Origin of the sequence: Saccharothrix lopnurensis, from assembly GCF_042658445.1 — a bacterium.
Taxonomy (GTDB): domain Bacteria; phylum Actinomycetota; class Actinomycetes; order Mycobacteriales; family Pseudonocardiaceae; genus Actinosynnema; species Actinosynnema lopnurensis.
Genome location: NZ_JBHSQO010000041.1, coordinates 57,806 through 73,308, shown reverse-complemented (window position 1 = coordinate 73,308; position 15,503 = coordinate 57,806). Strand labels below are relative to the sequence as shown.

Below are 15,503 nucleotides of genomic sequence, written 5' to 3'. Positions count from 1 at the left end.
CGCCGCGCCACCCCACCCAGAAGATCGCCCGCCCCACCCCCAAACCCCGAGCAGCCAAGCACTGACCTAGCGCGAGTCGTACCTCCAGACCTCGCGAGTCGTACGCCCAGACCCCCCGAGTTACACGTTCAGACCGCCCGAACTACACGTTCAGACCGCGCGAGTCGAACGCTCAGGCGCATCGTGTCGAACGTTCAGGACCCCCGAGTTCTACGTTCAGGACGCGGCCCCGTCCCCCACTCGGGTGTCATGAGCCGAGCGGTCACACCCCGGCCCGGCGCCGCCACTCCAGCACGGCCGAGGCGAACGCGTCCGGCGCCTCCAGCGGCGTGAGGTGCCCGACCCCGGCCAGCTCGACGTACTCGCCCCGCCGCAACACCCCGGCCAGCTCCCGCGCCAACGCCGGCGGTGCAAGGGCGTCGTGCTCGCCCACCAGCACCAGCGCCGGGACGTCGGCCGCCGCGAGCACGTCCGTCGAATCCGGCCGGGCCGCCATCGCCCGTTGCGCCCACGCCACCTCGGCCGGGTCCTGCGCCAGGACCAGCTCCCGCGCCCGCTCGACGACCGCCGCGTCCGGCGAGGGCCCGAGCAACCCGGCCAGCACGGCGTCCGGCACCCACCCGACCCCCTCCGCCTCGACCCGCGCGGCCATCGCCAGGCGGTTCGCGCGCGCCTCCTCGGTGTCGGCCCCGGCGCGCGTGTCGGCCAGCACCAGGCCCGCCACCCGGTCCGGGTGGCGGCGCAGCACGGCCATCGCCACGTAGCCGCCCATCGAGCAGCCGCCGAGCACCGCCCGCTCGATCCCGCGCTCGTCCAGCAGCGCGACCACGTCGTCCGCGATTACCACCAGATCGGGTGAACGATCACCGCCGCACTGGTTGAACGTGACCGGTTTCAGCAGGTCACGGGCGTCATCCCACATCCGCGCGTCGAACGGAAAAGCGTGCAGCAGCACCAAAGGCGAGGAATTCACCCCTGGATTGTCGGCCCCCGTCGCTACCGTCGCGACCATGACCTCCAACCCGGACCAGATCCACACCGACCGCCTCCTGCTGAGGCGCGTCGGCCCGGGTGACGTGCGCTCCGCGATCGCCGTGCTGTCCGATCCGGGGACGAACCGCTTCAACCCGGCCGGTCCGCCGTCCGCGGAGCAAGCGGCCGAGATGCTGGTGGAGTGGCAGGCCCACTGGGCACGGGACGGCATCGGGTACTGGGCGGTGGAGCTGCCGGAGACCGGGGAGGTCATCGGCTTCGGCGGCCTGCGCCACCACGACCTGGACGGGGAACCGACGTTCAACCTGTTCTACCGGTTCCGCCCCCGGCACTGGGGTCGCGGCTACGCACCGGAGATGGCACGCGCGGCCGTCGACTGGGCGAGCCGCTCCCGGCCGGGCCGTCCAGTGGTGATCATCACCGACCTCGACAACAAGCCCTCCCAGCGCGTCGCGGAGAAGCTGGGCTTCGCGCACGCGGGCGAAAGCACGACGGCCGAGGGTCCGGTGCTGGTCTGGCGGAGTCAGGAGGTCCCGATGCTCACCTGACGCTGCTCGTGCGGGCCGGACCAGGTGCGCGGCAACGGCGTGGACACCTCGGGCACGACCGCGGACACGATCGCATTGAGCACCTCTTCGGACTGCCCGACCATGAGGTGCTTGGCCCCGGGGAAGTCGATCACGTCCGCGGTCGGGATGTCCGCGCCGAACCGCCGCCTGGCCTCGGTCGGTGGCAGGTAGGTGTCGAACTCCGGCACCAGGCACACCACCGGCCGGCCCGAACGTGCCCACGCACGCAGGTGGTCACCCGTGCTCCAACGCAAGGGAGGTGAGATCAGGACGGCACCGCGGACACGCGGGTCGCACCCGTGCATCAGCGCGAGGTCGGTGCCGAACGACCAGCCGACGAGCCACACCGAGGGCAACCCGCGCTCGACCGCGAACGCCAGGGCGGCGGCCACGTCGAACCGCTCCCCGACCGCGTGGTCGAACGCACCCTCGCTCCGCCCGGCCTCACTGGCGGTCCCGCGGGTGTTGAACCGCAGCACCGCGAGGTCGGCCAGCGCGGGCAACCGCCACGCCGCTTTGCGGTAGAGGTGGGAGTCCATCATGCCGCCGTGGGTGGGGAGCGGGTGCAGGAGCACCACGGTAGCGCGCGGCTCACGGTCCGGCGGCAACGACAGCTCGCCGACCAACGCGAGGCCGTCGTCGGTCCGCAGGGTCACCGCCTCCCGGCGCGCCGGGAGCACGGTGTTGGCCTTGATCGGAACCGCTTCGCCCACGCCACCGATCCTGCCACCCGGTCGGGCACGCGGACAGCGAGCCAGGTCACGGCACGCGCCCGATGGCCTCAGGGTCCGGTCACCCGGGCCTGGCCACCGGTCGCAAGGCCGGGGCAAGACTCGCCGGTTGCTCGGGGCGCTCGGGCTCGGGGCACTCGGAGCGCGGGCACTCGGAGCGCGGGCACTCGGAGCGCGGGTGCCGGGCTCGGGGCGCAACGCTCCGGGTGCGGGTGCGGGTGCGGGTGCGGGTGCGGGTGCGGGGCTCGGGCGCGGGCTTTACCGAGCGCTGCTCACCAGCGGCGGGAGGTGGGGCCTCTGCGGCCTCGTGAGGCCCAGCAGTGCTGGTGCCAGTGGCGGCGGTCCTCCACCGAGCCGTAGTCGGCGGCGGGCCAGGCGACGACGTGCGGTGTGCCGGGGCGGATCTCGTGGTCGCAACCGGGGCAGCGGTAGGTCTTGGTGGTGGCGGCGCCGGAGACCGAACGGACCAGCCAGTTGCCGTCCGGGGCGTTCTCGGCGTGGGCCCAGCCGTGGCCGCCGACGGGTCGCGGTTCGTCGCGGCGGTCCGGGCGGTTGCGGCGGGGCATGAGTGACCACGGTATCCGGCTGTCCGTTCGGGGATCCCCTACGGTCCACTGGATGAGCAGGTGGCAACGGAGCATATTGACCGTATTGCTGGTGGTGGAGGCGCTGATCACTCTGCTGCCCGTGGTGCGCGGGTTGCTGTTCGAAGGGCCCTCGGGGGACGTCTTAGCCGCTCAGCGGGCCGAGGTCGTGCTTCGGGAACCCGATGTGCCGATCGGCCAACCGCCGGGGCTCCGGCAGGGCGTGTTGCTGGCCACGACGGCGTTGATGCTGGTCATGGCCATGTCGGCGCTGGCTTCGGTGTGGTCGCGGCCTCGGGCCCGGACGTGGTTGGTGATGTTCGCGGGCACGCACGCCGCCGCCGCGGGGTTGGGCTGGGTGCACAGCCTGCCGCTGCTGACGCTGCTCGCCACCGTGTCAGCCGTGGCGGTGCCCTTGGTGGCGCTGGCGCCCTGGCGGCAGCAACAATGAGCCCGTGCCTACCTACGAGTTCCGTTGCAAGGCGTGCGGGTCGACCTTCGACGTCAAGCGGTCGATGGACCAGGCTTCCGCGCCCGCACCGTGCCCGAACGGCCACGAGGACACCGTGAAGCTGCTGACCATGGCGGGTCTCGGCGGCAAGGCCGACACGCCCGCCGGTGGTGGCGGCGGCGGCGGTGGTTGTTGCGGCGGGGGCTGCTGCGGCTGAGCGGGGACCGGACGGGCGGACTGGGCGAGGCCGGCTGAAGCAGGTCTCGCCCAGTCCGGCGGGCTTGGTCGGCCGGTCAGCCTGGCGGGCCGAGCAAGCCTGGCGGACTGGCGGCCCGGCCAGAAGCCGGTCCAGCCTGCAACCGGCGGCCGGCAGGCCGACCGGGCAGCAGGATGATCAGGCGGCAACCAGCGGCCGGCAGGTCGATCAGGAAGCAGGCAGGACAGCAGGCAGCAGGCAGGCAGGACAGCGGCCAGCCGGCCAATCGGTCAGCCAGCCGGCAGGCCAATCGGTCAGCCGGTCGGCTCGTTGGCCAGCAGCACCTCGGCCACCTTCTTCCCCTGGTCGCAGATGGCGCCGAACCGCGCCGACCCGTCGATCACGATGATCCCGATACCGCCCCCGGCGTAGTCCATCACCAGCACGCACGAGGGCTGCACCGACGTGTCCGTGGTCCGGTCGAAGTAGGTCACCGCGCGACCCTCGACCTCGAACTCCCCGTTGCTCTGCTCCAGGGTGATCGCCCGCCCCTCGCGGAAGCGCAGCGTGACACCCACGTCCAGGTCACCGACCGAGGTCTGCCACTTGCAGGACTGGTCGAACGTGGTGTCGTAGCCGGTCTCGGTCGGCTCCGCCTGCTTGTCCGGCACCTCGTAGGGCAGGTCCCCCCACCCGACCAGCGCGCAGATGTCGCCGACCGTCCCCGTCCCGGGTTCGTCCTCCGGCTCGGACGGCTCGGTGGACGGCACCTGCTGTTCCGAGGTGAACGGCGGATCGATGTCGAGCACCTGCTCCGACACCGCGGTGCCGTTCACCGTGTACGCACAGGCGCTCGTCACACCGAGCGCCGCCACCAGGAGCGAGATCACCACACGCCGCATGGTGCCCACGATGTCAAACGCCGGACGGGGCCAGCCACTCAGGCCGCGTAATCGCGAAAACCCTTGCCCGTCTTCCGCCCCAACCTGCCCGCTTTCACCAGGTGCTCCAGCAGCGGCGCGGGGGAGAAGCCGGCCTCGCGGAACTCCAGGTACAGCGTCCGCTCGATGGCCAGCGACACGTCCAGCCCCACCACGTCCAGCAGCTCGAACGGCCCCATCGGCAGCGAGCAGCCGACCTTCATGGCCTCGTCGATGTCGTCCGCCGCGGCGTAGTGCGCCTCCAGCATCTTCACCGCGTCGTTGAGGTACGGGAACAGCAGCGCGTTGACGATGAACCCGGCCCGGTCGCCGCAGTGCACCGGCACCTTGCCCAGGTCCAGGCACACCCGCCGGGCGGTGGCGACGACGTCCGCGGCGGTCGAGATGGTCTCCACGACCTCCACCAGCTTCATCACCTGCGCCGGGTTGAAGAAGTGCAGGCCGACGACGTCGCCGGGGCGCCCGGTGGCCGCCGCGCACTCGATCACCGGCAGCGAGGACGTGGTGGTCGCGAGCACCGCGCCCGGCTTGCAGACCTCGTCCAGCTCGCGGAACACGTCCTTCTTGACCGACAGCTCCTCGGCGACGGCCTCGACCACCAGGTCGCAGTCGGCCAGGTCCGAGAACTCCACCACGGGCGTGACGCGGGCCAGCGCCGCGTCGCGGTCGGCCTCCGCCAGCCTGCCCCGCGACACCGCCTTCTCCAGCGACCGGCGCACCTTCTCCACCGCCGCCGACGCCTTGTCCGCCGACCGCGCCCGCAGCACCACGTCGTACCCGCGCTTGGCGAACACCTCGACGATGCCGGTGGCCATGGTGCCGGTGCCGATGACGCCGACCCGCCGCACCTCCCGCGCGGCGGCGGTGTCGGACGTCGCCGCGGGGGTGAGCGCGTCCGGCACCACGACCGGGGAGTCCGTGCCGTCGTAGGTGTAGAAGCCGCGCCCGCTCTTGCGGCCCAGCAGCCCCGCCGTGATCATCTGCTTGAGCAGCGGCGCCGGGGCGTGCAGCCGGTTGCGCGACTGGTGGTACATCGTGTCGAGGATCTCGTAGGCGGTGTCGAGCCCGATCAGGTCCAGCAGCGCGAGCGGGCCCATCGGGTAGCCGCAGCCGTGGCGCATGGCCGCGTCGAGGTCCTCCCGCGTGGCGTAGCGCGACTCGTACATGCGCACGGCGTGGTTGAGGTAGCCGAACAGCAGCGCGTTGGCGATGAACCCGGCCCGGTCCCCGATCACGACCGGCGCCTTGCCCAGCCCCTCGACGAACGCGACGACGTCGGCCACCACGTCCGGCTCGGTGACGACCGTGCGCACCACCTCGACGAGCCTCAGCACCGGCGCGGGGTTGAAGAAGTGCAGGCCGACGACCTTGCCGGGACGTCCGGTGTGGACACCGATCTCGGTGATCGACAGCGAGGAGGTGTTGGACGCGAACACCGCGTCGGGGCGGCAGATCCGGTCCAGCTCGGTGAACACCGCCGCCTTCAGCCCCATCCGCTCCGGCACGGCCTCGACGACGAGGTCGGCGCCCGCGAGGGCGGTCAGCGAGGTGTCGTAGGAGATGCGGGACAGCAGGTCGTCGCGCTCGGCGGCGGTGAGCTTGCCGCGGGCGACCGCGCGATCGGTCGAGTGCTCCAGGTGGTCCCGTCCGCGGGCCAGGCCGGCGTCGTCCACGTCGACCGCCACGACAGTGACACCGGTCCGGGCAAGCACCTCGGCGATACCGGCGCCCATCGTGCCGAGGCCGACGACTCCCACCGTGCTGAACTGCCGCGTCACTGTTTACCTCCCACTCACCGGAGTGGCTACCAGACGGTAACTTGTCGCGACTATCCCATGGTGCTCACGCGTCGTCCGCGTGAGCTTCACCATCGGTATCGAGCAAGTGACCGGTCCAGCGGAGGCGGGGGAAAGTCACTCGTCGAACCGCCGTTCGGCCAGCTCCAGCACCCGTCGCACGGCTTCCGCCGCGTCCGCGCCGCGGGCGACGACCTCGACCGCCGCACCGCCGGGCGCACCCAGTCCCATCAGGGCCAGCACGCTCTTGGCGTCCGCTTCCGCCGACCCGAACCGCACCACGACGGAGGCGTCCAACGGGTCCAGGGCGCGCACCACCAGGGCGGCGGGCCGCGCGTGCAGGCCGACCTCGTTGAGGAGGCGGACCTCGGCCCGGACGGTGTCCTCGGGCGAGGCGCCACCGGGCACGACCGGCGCGCCCTCCGGGGCCGCGGAAGCCGCGGCGGGAAGGTCCCCGGGCGAAGCCGGGACCGAGGCGGCCCCGGGACCGAAAGCCGCCTCGGCCGCCTTCGCCACCTCCGCCAACGGAGCACCGCCCTGCGCGCGCACCGCCGCCGCCACCGCTCCCTCCACCAGCGGCGCGTCCACCACCAGCACCACCCCGGCCGCCCCCGCAGCCGCCACCCCCGCCGACCCCGCCACCGACTCCGCCGCCATCTCCGCGACCATCCGCGCACTGCCCAGGTCGAACAGCACCACCACCCCGTCACCGGAGTCGGCCGCCACCAGCGCGTCGACCACCGCCGCGTAGTCCGTGCCCAGCCCACCGGCCCCGTCGCCGCCACAGGCCACGATCGCCACCGACGGCGCCATCTGCCCCGCCAGCTCCGCCACCCCCGCCGCCAACGACGCGCTGTGCGACACGACCACCAGTCCGATCACCGGGCGGCCTCGGCCAACGCCCGCAGGATCAGCGCCGTGGACCGCGCGCCGGGGTCCACGTGCCCCGCGCTGCGCTCCCCCAGGTACGAGGCCCGCCCCTTGCGCGCCACCAGCGGCACCGTCGACCCCGCGCCCTGGTCGGCCGCACCCGCCGCCGCCTCCAGCACCTCGGCCACCCCGCCACCGGTCGCCGCCACCGACGAGGCCGCGGCCACGGCGGGCGTGAGTGCGTCCACCATCGTCTTGTCCCCCACCTCGGCCTTCCCCCGCGCCACCACGCCCTCCAGCGCCGACCCGAGCGCGGCCGCCACCTCCGCCGCCCCCAGCACCGCCACGTCCCCGACCGCCGTCGACGCCCGCAGCAACGCCGTCCCGTACAGCGGCCCCGCCGTGCCGCCGACCGTGGAGATCAGAGTCGTCGCGGCCAGCCGCAGCACCGCGCTCGGCGACGCGGGCAGCGCCCCGTCGTCCAACCTGGACACCAGCGCGTCGAACCCGCGCCTGAGGTTCTCGCCGTGGTCGCCGTCGCCGATCTCGCGGTCCAGCCGCACCAGTTCGTCGCGGTGCGCGGCCACCACCGCCGCCACCGACCGCAGCGCCGCCGCCACCGACTCCGCCGTGCACACCATCAGATCCCCCACCTCAGATCCCCCACCTCAGGGCAGCCGTGCGGACGGGCGCGTCCCACAGCTCCAGCAGCTCGTCGTCGACCTTGAGCAGCGTCAACGACATGCCCTGCATCTCCAGGCTGGTGACGTAGGGCCCGACGAGCCGCCGCTCCACCACGATGCCCCGCTCGGCCAGCAGCCGCTCGGCGATGCCGTGCGCCAGGTACAGCTCGACCAGCGGCGTGCCGCCCATCGAGTTGGTGAACAGCAGCACCCGGTCGCCCGCCGAGAACGGCAGGTCGGCCAGGACCGGCTCCAGCAGCGCCGGCACCAGCTCGTCCGCCGGACCCACGGGCACCCGCCGCCGGCCGGGCTCGCCGTGGATGCCGATGCCCAGCTCCATCTCGTCGTTCCCCAGCGTGAACGACGGCTCGCCCGCGTGCGGCACGGTGCACGCGGCCAGCGCCAGCCCCATCGACCGCACCTGCCCGACCACCCGCCGCGCCAGCGCCTCGCACCCGTCGAGGTCGACGCCGCGCTCGGCGGCCGCGCCGACGACCTTCTCCAGCAGCACGGTCCCGCCCACGCCGCGCCTGCCGGCCGTGTAGGTCGAGTCCCGCACCGCCACGTCGTCGTCGATCACGACCGTGCGCACGTCCACCCCGTCGGCGGCGGCCAGCTCGGCGGCGGTCTCGAAGTTCAGCACGTCGCCGGTGTAGTTCTTCACGATCAGCAGCGCCCCCGCGCCGCCGTCGGTCCGGGACACGGCCGCGGCGACCTGGTCGGGCGTCGGCGAGGTGAACACCGCGCCGGGGCACGCCGCGTCGAGCATCCCGCGCCCGACGAACCCGGCGTGCAGCGGCTCGTGCCCCGACCCGCCGCCCGAGATCACCGCCACCTTGCGCGGCACCGGGGCGTCCGCGCGCACCACCACGGTCGGGTCGTGGTGGACGTCCAGCAGGTCGGCGTGCGCCAGCGCCATGCCGCGCAGCGCGTCCTCCACCACGGTCGACGGATCGTTGATGATCTTCTTCACGGGGTGACCTCCTCGTGGTCGGTCACCCATTCCTACTCCACCCGACTGACCGCAGGAACCCGGATCAGCGGCCGTGGAGCAGGCGCACCAGGCGGAGCACGTGCCGGATCGTCCGCGAGCCCCGGTCGTAGGTCATCGGGTTGAGCAGGGCGCCGAACCGCTTGCGGGCCGCGGAGTGGGCGTAGGTGAACTCGCGCAGGCCGTCCTCGCCGTGGATGCGGCCGAACCCGGAGTCGCCGACCCCGCCGAACGGCAGGCCGGGCACGGACGCGTAGGCCAGCACCGAGTTGATCGACACCATGCCGCAGCGCAGCCGGGCCGCCAGCTCCTCGCCCCGGTTGCGGGAGAACACCGTGGCGCCCAGCCCGTAGCGCAGGGCGTTGGCGCGCCGCACGCCCTCGTCGGCGTCCGCGACCCGGTTGACCACCAGGGTCGGCCCGAACGTCTCCTCGGTGACGGCCGTCGAGTCCTCCGGCACGTCGACCAGCACCACGGGCTCCACGTACGGGGGGCGGATCGACTCCAGGCCGCCCACGACCGCCCGACCGCCGCGCTCCAGCGCGTCCGCCACGTGCGCCTGGATGACCTCGACCTGCCGGGGCATGGTGATCGGCCCGAAGTCCGCGCCGGGCTCGCCGCCGGGCCGCAGCTTCCCGGCCTTCTCGGTCACCAGCGCCAGGAACTCGTCGTAGACGGCGTCCGCGACGTAGACCCGCTCCACGCCCGCGCAGGTCTGCCCGGAGTTGAAGATGCCGCCCCACACCGCGCCCTCGGCGGCGGCCCGCACGTCGGCGTCCTCGGCCACGATCAGCGGGTCCTTGCCGCCGCACTCCACCAGCACCGGCGTCAGCGTCGCGGCGCACTCGGCCATGACCTTCCGACCGGTGGGCGTGGAGCCGGTGAACGCGATCTTGTCCACACCGGACCGGCACAGCGCCGCGCCGGTCTCCCCGAACCCGGTGACCACCTGGAACACCGGGTGCTCGGGTACCACCTCGGCGAACGTCGAGGCCAGGAACACCCCCACGCCGGGGGTGAGCTCGGAGGGTTTGAACACCACGGCGTTGCCCGCGGCCAGCGCGTAGGCGATGGAGCCCATGGGGGTGAACGCCGGGTAGTTCCACGGCCCGATCACGCCGACCACGCCGAGCGGCCGGTACTCCAGGGTCGCCACGTGGTTGTACATGAGCATCCCCGGCGAGACCTTGCGCCGGCCCAGCACCTTGGCCGCGCGCCTGGCGGCCCAGTGCAGGTGGTCGATGACCAGGGCCAGCTCGGTGCGCGCGTCGTCGGCGGACTTGCCGGTCTCCGCGCTGATCAGCTGCTGGGCGTCCTCCAGCCGCCTGACCAGCAGCTTCCGCCACGCGTCGAGCCGCGCGCGCCGCCCGTCGAAGCCCAGGTCGGCCCAGAACGCGGCCGCGCCGCGGGCCAGCCGCACCGCCTCGCGCACCTCGTCCTCGCCGGCGATCGGGTGGTGGGCGACGACCTCGCCGGTGCGGGGGTCGACCGAGGCGAACCGCTTGCGCCCGTCGTCGGCCCGCGCGGACGTGGTGGAAGCGGTCTGCGTCATCGGGACCTCCAGGGCGACGACCTACGTGTTACCGAACAGTAACGGGTGGCCGCTCGCGGTGTCAGCCCCCGTCGGGCCCCTCCGCCCCGCCGGCCCCGGTCAGGGCTTGGGGATCTTGCCCAGCAGCGCCTTGGCGAAGGCGACCGCGGCGGCGCACCGGTCGAACTCGGACTCCTCCGGCCCGGCAGCCTTCACCTTGACCACCTCGCCCTCGCGGTCCTCCGCGGGCCGCTGCACCCACAGGACCTCGCACGAGGGGAACGCCGTGGTGGCCGCCACCTGGTAGCCCCGGACCCCGTCACCGAGGTCCACCTCGGTCTGGGCGTCGTCGAACTTCCGGTCGGTCGGCAGGAACGTGCGGCGCAGGTCCAGCGTGACCTCCCGGTCCGGGGCGGTCCACGAGCAGTTGTGCAGCCCGTACGGGAACACCCGGTGACCGCCGCGGCCGACCGCCGCCTGGACCGCACCCTCGTCGGGCAGCGCGCACGGGTCGAGCGCGATCAGCGAGCCCTTGGGCGGCGTGATCGCGCCCTTGCGCGCCTTGACCTGCTCGACCACCGATTCCATGACCTTGCGCCCGAACCCGCAGGCGTCGCCGTCCTCGTAGCCGATCTGGACGGTGATGCCCAGCCCCGGCTCGTCCTGGGTGATCACCGAGACGAAGCAGGCGCTGTTCTCCAGGACCTGCTCGTGGCTGCGCAGCCCGGCCAGCCGCTTGTCCGCGTCCTTCAGCTCGACGGTCATGGTCTGGCCCAGCTCCACGGTGACCCCGAGGTCCTTGCCGGAGCCGTCCTTCATGAAGTTCGAGCACCGGCTGAACCCGCTGCGGGACTCCGTGCCCGGCCGGCCGAGCTGCTTGAGCAGGTCCCGGGTGAGCAGCGCGCACGGGTCGACCAGCCGCAGCCGGTCGGTCGCGAACGCCGGGTCGACCGGTTGGCCGACGGGCGCCTGGGCGGTGGCCGACGCGCCGGTGGTCGCGGTGGTGTTCCCGGCCTCGGCGGGGATGGTGCCGCGCGGGAAGTTCCGCTTCGCCAGGTCCGGCCCGGCACAGCCGGTCAGCAGGAGGAACGCGCTCAGGACGGCCACCAGACGGGTCACGACGTGCACGGTAGCTCCCGCGTCCGACCAGCGTGGCGGTAACCCTGTGGCGGTCCTCACGGCGACCTTCGGGAACGATTCAGAAGATCGACGCGCTGTACCCCGTGGAACCCGACGAAAGGATTCACCGAGTGCGCAACCGCATCCGACGCGCCATCCGCCGGTTCGACGCCTGGACGGTGGAGGCGTTCAACCCGGTCTACCCCCGGCGCTGACCCTCCTCCGCCGGCGTCCCGTCCGGCACCACGACGGGCCTGAGCAGGGCCCACGCCGCGAACAGCGCGGCGAGGGCGAGCATCCCGACACCCGACCACAGGTTGATGTTGAGCCCGTCCGCCTTCGCGAGGTCGGACTCGTCGGTGAAGCCGAGTCCGACCACCAGCACCACCGCTCCGTAGATCGCGAAGAGAATCGCGATCACCAGCCGCAGGTCGAACAGCCCGGCCTTGTGCGCCACGGCGACCTCCTCCCTCAAGCCCGTGTTCAGGCGAAGACGATGTTGAGCACGACGGTCAGGACCAGCACGCCCGCGCCCAGCAGCGCCGGCGAGCGGTACCACCCGGCGTCGTCGCCGGTGGTGGAGTGCTTGCGGTCCTCCTTGGGAGTCAGGCTGTAGACCAGCCCGCGCAACCGCTCCTCGGGCACCGGCTTGGTCACCAGGGTGACCGCGACGCTGACCACGATGTCCACCACGAACGCCGCGCCCGCGCCGATGAAGCTCGCGCCCTGGCCCGGCAGGTCCAGCACGCCGGTCTCGGCGAGGACGAACACCAGCACCGCCGCGAGCGTGCCCGCGACCAGGCCGATCCAGCCCGCCGCCGCCGACATCCGCTTCCAGAACATGGCCAGGATGAAGGTGGCGAACAGCGGCGCGTTGAAGAACGAGAACAGCGCCTGGATGTAGTCCATGATGTTGCCGTAGCCGGCGGCGATGAACGCCGTGCCGATGGCGACCACCGTGCCGCCCATCGTGGCCAGGCGGCCGATGCGCAGGTAGTACTCGTCCGGGCGGTCCTTCTTGACGTACTGCTGCCACAGGTCGTAGGTGAAGACGGTGTTGAAGCTCGACACGTTCGCCGCGACACCGGCCATGAACGACGCCAGCAGACCCGTGATCGCGATGCCGAGCATCCCGTTGGGCAGCAGTTCGCCGATCAGCGCGGGCAGCGCGTTGTTGTAGACCACGCCGCTGCTGTCGTCGCCGGCCTTCAGCGCCTGCATCTCGGGCACGACCAGGGCCGCGATGATGCCGGGGATGATGATCACGAACGGGATCAGGGCCTTGGGGTACGCGCCGATGATGGGCGTGCGGCGGGCGGCCGACATGCTCTTGGCCGACAGGCCGCGCTGCACCTCGGCGAAGTTCGTCGTCCAGTAGCCGAAGGAGAGCACGAAGCCGAGGCCGAAGACGATGCCGATGACGCTGAGCACCGGGTTCTCGATGCCGGTCAGCTCGGTCGCGGGCCACGACGACAGCTGCTCCTCACCACCGGGCCCGGCGGTGACGCGGTCGACCAGGCCGTTCCAGCCGCCGACCTTGTGCAGGGCGACGATGGTCAGCGGCAGCAGCGCGGCCACGATGACGAAGAACTGGAGCACCTCGTTGTAGATGGCCGCGGACAGGCCGCCGAGGGTGGTGTAGGCCAGCACGATCAGCGCGGCGGCGACCACCGAGAACGGGATCGGCCAGCCGAGCAGCAGGTTCAGCAGGAACGCCAGCGCGTACAGGTTGACGCCCGCGATCAGCACCTGGGCCGCGGCGAAGCTGATCGCGTTGACCAGGTGGGCGCCCTTGCCGAAGCGGCGGCGCAGGAACTCGGGGACGCTGCGGACCTTCGAGCCGTAGTAGAACGGCATCATCACCAGGCCGAGGAAGACCATGGCCGGGATCGCGCCGATCCAGTAGTAGTGCATGGTCGCCATGCCGTACTGGGCGCCGTTCGCGGCCATGCCCAGCAGCTCGATCGCGCCGAGGTTGGCGGAGATGAACGCCAGGCCGGTCACCCACGCGGGCAGCGATCGACCGGACAGCAGGAAGTCCAGGCTCGACGACACCGAGCGGCGGGCCAGGAAGCCGATGCCGAGCACGAACACGAAGTAGATCGCCAACAGGGCGTAGTCCAGTGGTCCGGCGTCCAGCCGAAGGTCCGCCTGAGCCAGTACGGGCACCCTCGCCCACCTCCCCGATCCAACACCCTCAAACACCAGCGAACACTACTCCACACCGATCAAGGTGACGGTAGTGCACTTCGGCGTGCTTCGCCGGTTTGAACTACCCCGGACTAAACCTGAGGTGGGAGAGGTGCGGGAGATGTCCACTACCGGGTGAGGACGAACCGGACTTCGGCGTAGAACGGGCCGGAGGTGGCACCGACCGTGACCTGGGCGCCGGGCTCCGCGTCGCGGAACGCGTCGGGCACCCGGACCGGCACCCCGGCGAACCGCCCGACGGCGTCGGCCGTGGTGTCGCCGACCCGTTCGCCGTGGAAGGTGAAGACCACGCGCCCGTGGGCGGGGTAGCCCTCGCCGCTGAGCCGGACCTCGCCGCCCGCCGGGCCGGCGAGGGGCTGGGCCGCCAGGTGGGCGGCGGGCGGGGCGACGGCGGTGGAGCTGATGCCGGCCGGGAGGGGTACGGCGGTGGGGACGGGCAGGCCGGTGGGGGTGGGCATCGGGGGGACCCTGGGCCCGTCTGCGCAGGCCGCGAGGGTGAGGGCGGCCAGCAGGACGGCCGACAGCGGGGCGGCCGAACGGGGTCTTCGTCTGCGCACGACGCCTCCCTACCTGGTGAAAGGGGAGGACAGCGTATATCGCCGTGCGGCCGTTGCCACGCGCCCGAACGGGGGCATGACGACTGGGCCGCGCTAGGCGAAAACGCCGCCGGGAGACCGCATTTCTGCAGTGTCGCGATTCGCCCGAGCCCTCGCCCGTCAACCACCGGACCGCCCCTTCCGATCCGTCTACCCCCGAAACCGCGACAGACCGCCTCGCCATCCGGGGTTAGTCTTCATGCGGTCCGGACAAGACGGCCCGAGACCCGCGGAAGGCCACCTTGAGCACGTACCGCACGCCCGAGCGTGAAGACGGCCCCGATGCAGGGCACACGGCCCTCGAGGTGGAGGGCAGTCCTTGGCTGCGCGGCAGCTTCCTCGGCAGGCTGCCCGCCCCGGAGCGGCACGAACTGCTCAGCGCCGGCCGACTGGTCAACTTCCGACCGGGAGAATTCCTGGTCCGCGAGGGTGACATGACGACTTCCGTGTACGTGCTGCTGACCGGCATGGCCAAGGTCACCGTGAACGCGTCGAGCGGGCACACGACCCTGCTCGCCATCCGGGTCGCCGGCGACATCATCGGCGAGATGGCCCCCATCGACGAGGCACCCAGGAGCGCGAGCGTGGCGGCGGCCCTTCCCACCAGGGCAGCGGCGCTCACCGGGGACGCCTTCCTGAAGTTCCTGGGAAAACACCCGAAGGCGAGCCTGGAGATGCTGCGCACCATCTCCTACAAGCTGCGGTCCGCAACCGCGGCCCGGTCGATCACAGGCGGTTACCCGGTCACCGCCAGGCTGGCGCAGGTGTTGCGGGACCTCGGCCACGCATACGGCAAACCGGGCGACCAGGGGCTGGAGATCCACGCGCCGCTGACGCAGGCCGACCTGGCAGCCCTGGTCGGCGCCTCCCAACCCGCCGTCCACAAAGCGCTCCGCACCCTGCGCGACCAGGGCGCGATCCGGACCGGGTACCGCAGCATCTCCATCGCCAGCGAGAGCGCGCTTGACGAAGTGGCCGATTCGGAGACGGCGTGACCGGAAGGGAGCGACGACCCGATCAACCCGCGGGCTACCAACTCCGCGGGTCAACCGGAGAACGACCAGGCCCGGTAAGAGTCGAGGTCGGTACGCCGAGAGGTTAACCCACCTCTCCAACGGTGATGTTGTACCAGTACAACATCCCCTCATAACACTTGCCATCGAGTAAGACCTTGTAGAATTACTCCTTCGGCAAGATCTTTTCGGCAACACCTAGGCGCACAGCTCTCTAACGGCTACGCT

At 72.1% G+C, this 15,503-nt stretch carries 17 protein-coding genes; 4 read left to right on the top strand and 13 right to left on the bottom strand.

The annotated features are described in order from the left end of the window. Positions 1-262: 262 nt before the first annotated feature. Entirely contained in the window at positions 263-1,012 is a 750-nt protein-coding gene (locus ACFP3R_RS29155) for an alpha/beta fold hydrolase (RefSeq protein WP_380640485.1), read from the bottom strand. On the opposite strand from ACFP3R_RS29155, the gene ACFP3R_RS29150 reads away from it, so the two are divergent. Beyond that, the gene (locus ACFP3R_RS29150; RefSeq protein ID WP_380640483.1) at positions 1,011-1,541 is read left to right on the top strand and encodes a GNAT family N-acetyltransferase; all 531 of its coding nucleotides are present in this window, start codon (positions 1,011-1,013) and stop codon (positions 1,539-1,541) included. The genes ACFP3R_RS29155 and ACFP3R_RS29150 overlap by 2 nt on opposite strands. Here the strand turns inward: ACFP3R_RS29150 and ACFP3R_RS29145 are convergent. Then, the gene (locus ACFP3R_RS29145) at positions 1,517-2,275 is read right to left on the bottom strand and encodes an alpha/beta hydrolase (RefSeq protein ID WP_380640480.1); all 759 of its coding nucleotides are present in this window, start codon (positions 2,273-2,275) and stop codon (positions 1,517-1,519) included. The two genes, ACFP3R_RS29150 and ACFP3R_RS29145, sit on opposite strands and share 25 nt — an antisense overlap. Before the next feature lie 290 nt (positions 2,276-2,565). Further along, positions 2,566-2,859, bottom strand: coding sequence for a hypothetical protein (locus tag ACFP3R_RS29140; protein WP_380640478.1), 294 nt, complete (start codon positions 2,857-2,859; stop codon positions 2,566-2,568). A 52-nt stretch (positions 2,860-2,911) separates the two neighbouring features. Between ACFP3R_RS29140 and ACFP3R_RS29135 the strand changes: the two genes are divergently transcribed. Next, positions 2,912-3,328, top strand: a complete 417-nt coding sequence (locus tag ACFP3R_RS29135; protein ID WP_380640476.1) for a hypothetical protein — start codon at positions 2,912-2,914, stop codon at positions 3,326-3,328. A 4-nt stretch (positions 3,329-3,332) separates the two neighbouring features. Beyond that, complete coding sequence (locus ACFP3R_RS29130; protein ID WP_380640474.1) at positions 3,333-3,545, top strand: FmdB family zinc ribbon protein; 213 nt, start codon at positions 3,333-3,335, stop codon at positions 3,543-3,545. Positions 3,546-3,838: 293 nt separating this feature from the next. Here the strand turns inward: ACFP3R_RS29130 and ACFP3R_RS29125 are convergent, their stop codons facing one another. From ACFP3R_RS29125 to ACFP3R_RS29080, 10 genes are all read right to left on the bottom strand, one after another. After that, complete coding sequence (locus ACFP3R_RS29125; RefSeq protein ID WP_380640472.1) at positions 3,839-4,426, bottom strand: DUF3558 family protein; 588 nt, start codon at positions 4,424-4,426, stop codon at positions 3,839-3,841. A 38-nt stretch (positions 4,427-4,464) separates the two neighbouring features. Continuing rightward, positions 4,465-6,243, bottom strand: coding sequence for a 3-hydroxyacyl-CoA dehydrogenase family protein (locus ACFP3R_RS29120; RefSeq protein ID WP_380640470.1), 1,779 nt, complete (start codon positions 6,241-6,243; stop codon positions 4,465-4,467). Between the two features lie 135 nt (positions 6,244-6,378). Continuing rightward, positions 6,379-7,143: a dihydroxyacetone kinase phosphoryl donor subunit DhaM gene (dhaM, locus tag ACFP3R_RS29115; RefSeq protein WP_380640468.1), complete on the bottom strand. Its 765-nt coding sequence runs from the start codon at positions 7,141-7,143 to the stop codon at positions 6,379-6,381. After that, a complete protein-coding gene (gene dhaL, locus ACFP3R_RS29110; RefSeq protein ID WP_380640494.1) occupies positions 7,140-7,772 on the bottom strand; it encodes a dihydroxyacetone kinase subunit DhaL in 633 nt (210 codons plus the stop codon). The genes dhaM and dhaL overlap by 4 nt, the downstream gene beginning before the upstream one ends. 13 nt (positions 7,773-7,785) lie before the next feature. Next, positions 7,786-8,787 carry a dihydroxyacetone kinase subunit DhaK gene (gene dhaK / locus ACFP3R_RS29105; protein ID WP_380640466.1) on the bottom strand — a complete coding sequence of 334 codons (1,002 nt, stop codon included), beginning with the start codon at positions 8,785-8,787 and terminating at the stop codon, positions 7,786-7,788. A 64-nt stretch (positions 8,788-8,851) separates the two neighbouring features. Further along, positions 8,852-10,357: an aldehyde dehydrogenase family protein gene (locus tag ACFP3R_RS29100; RefSeq protein WP_380640464.1), complete on the bottom strand. Its 1,506-nt coding sequence runs from the start codon at positions 10,355-10,357 to the stop codon at positions 8,852-8,854. A 99-nt stretch (positions 10,358-10,456) separates the two neighbouring features. Next, positions 10,457-11,455 (bottom strand): DUF3558 domain-containing protein, encoded by a 999-nt coding sequence (locus ACFP3R_RS29095; protein WP_380640462.1) that lies wholly within the window; start codon positions 11,453-11,455, stop codon positions 10,457-10,459. A 199-nt stretch (positions 11,456-11,654) separates the two neighbouring features. After that, complete coding sequence (locus tag ACFP3R_RS29090) at positions 11,655-11,912, bottom strand: hypothetical protein (RefSeq protein ID WP_380640461.1); 258 nt, start codon at positions 11,910-11,912, stop codon at positions 11,655-11,657. Between the two features lie 26 nt (positions 11,913-11,938). Beyond that, entirely contained in the window at positions 11,939-13,624 is a 1,686-nt protein-coding gene (locus ACFP3R_RS29085; protein WP_380640459.1) for a sodium:solute symporter family protein, read from the bottom strand. 149 nt (positions 13,625-13,773) lie between these two features. After that, positions 13,774-14,124 carry a hypothetical protein gene (locus ACFP3R_RS29080; RefSeq protein WP_380640457.1) on the bottom strand — a complete coding sequence of 117 codons (351 nt, stop codon included), beginning with the start codon at positions 14,122-14,124 and terminating at the stop codon, positions 13,774-13,776. A gap of 380 nt (positions 14,125-14,504) precedes the next feature. Between ACFP3R_RS29080 and ACFP3R_RS29075 the strand changes: the two genes are divergently transcribed. Next, positions 14,505-15,257, top strand: coding sequence for a Crp/Fnr family transcriptional regulator (locus ACFP3R_RS29075; protein WP_380640455.1), 753 nt, complete (start codon positions 14,505-14,507; stop codon positions 15,255-15,257). Positions 15,258-15,503 lie beyond the last annotated feature (246 nt).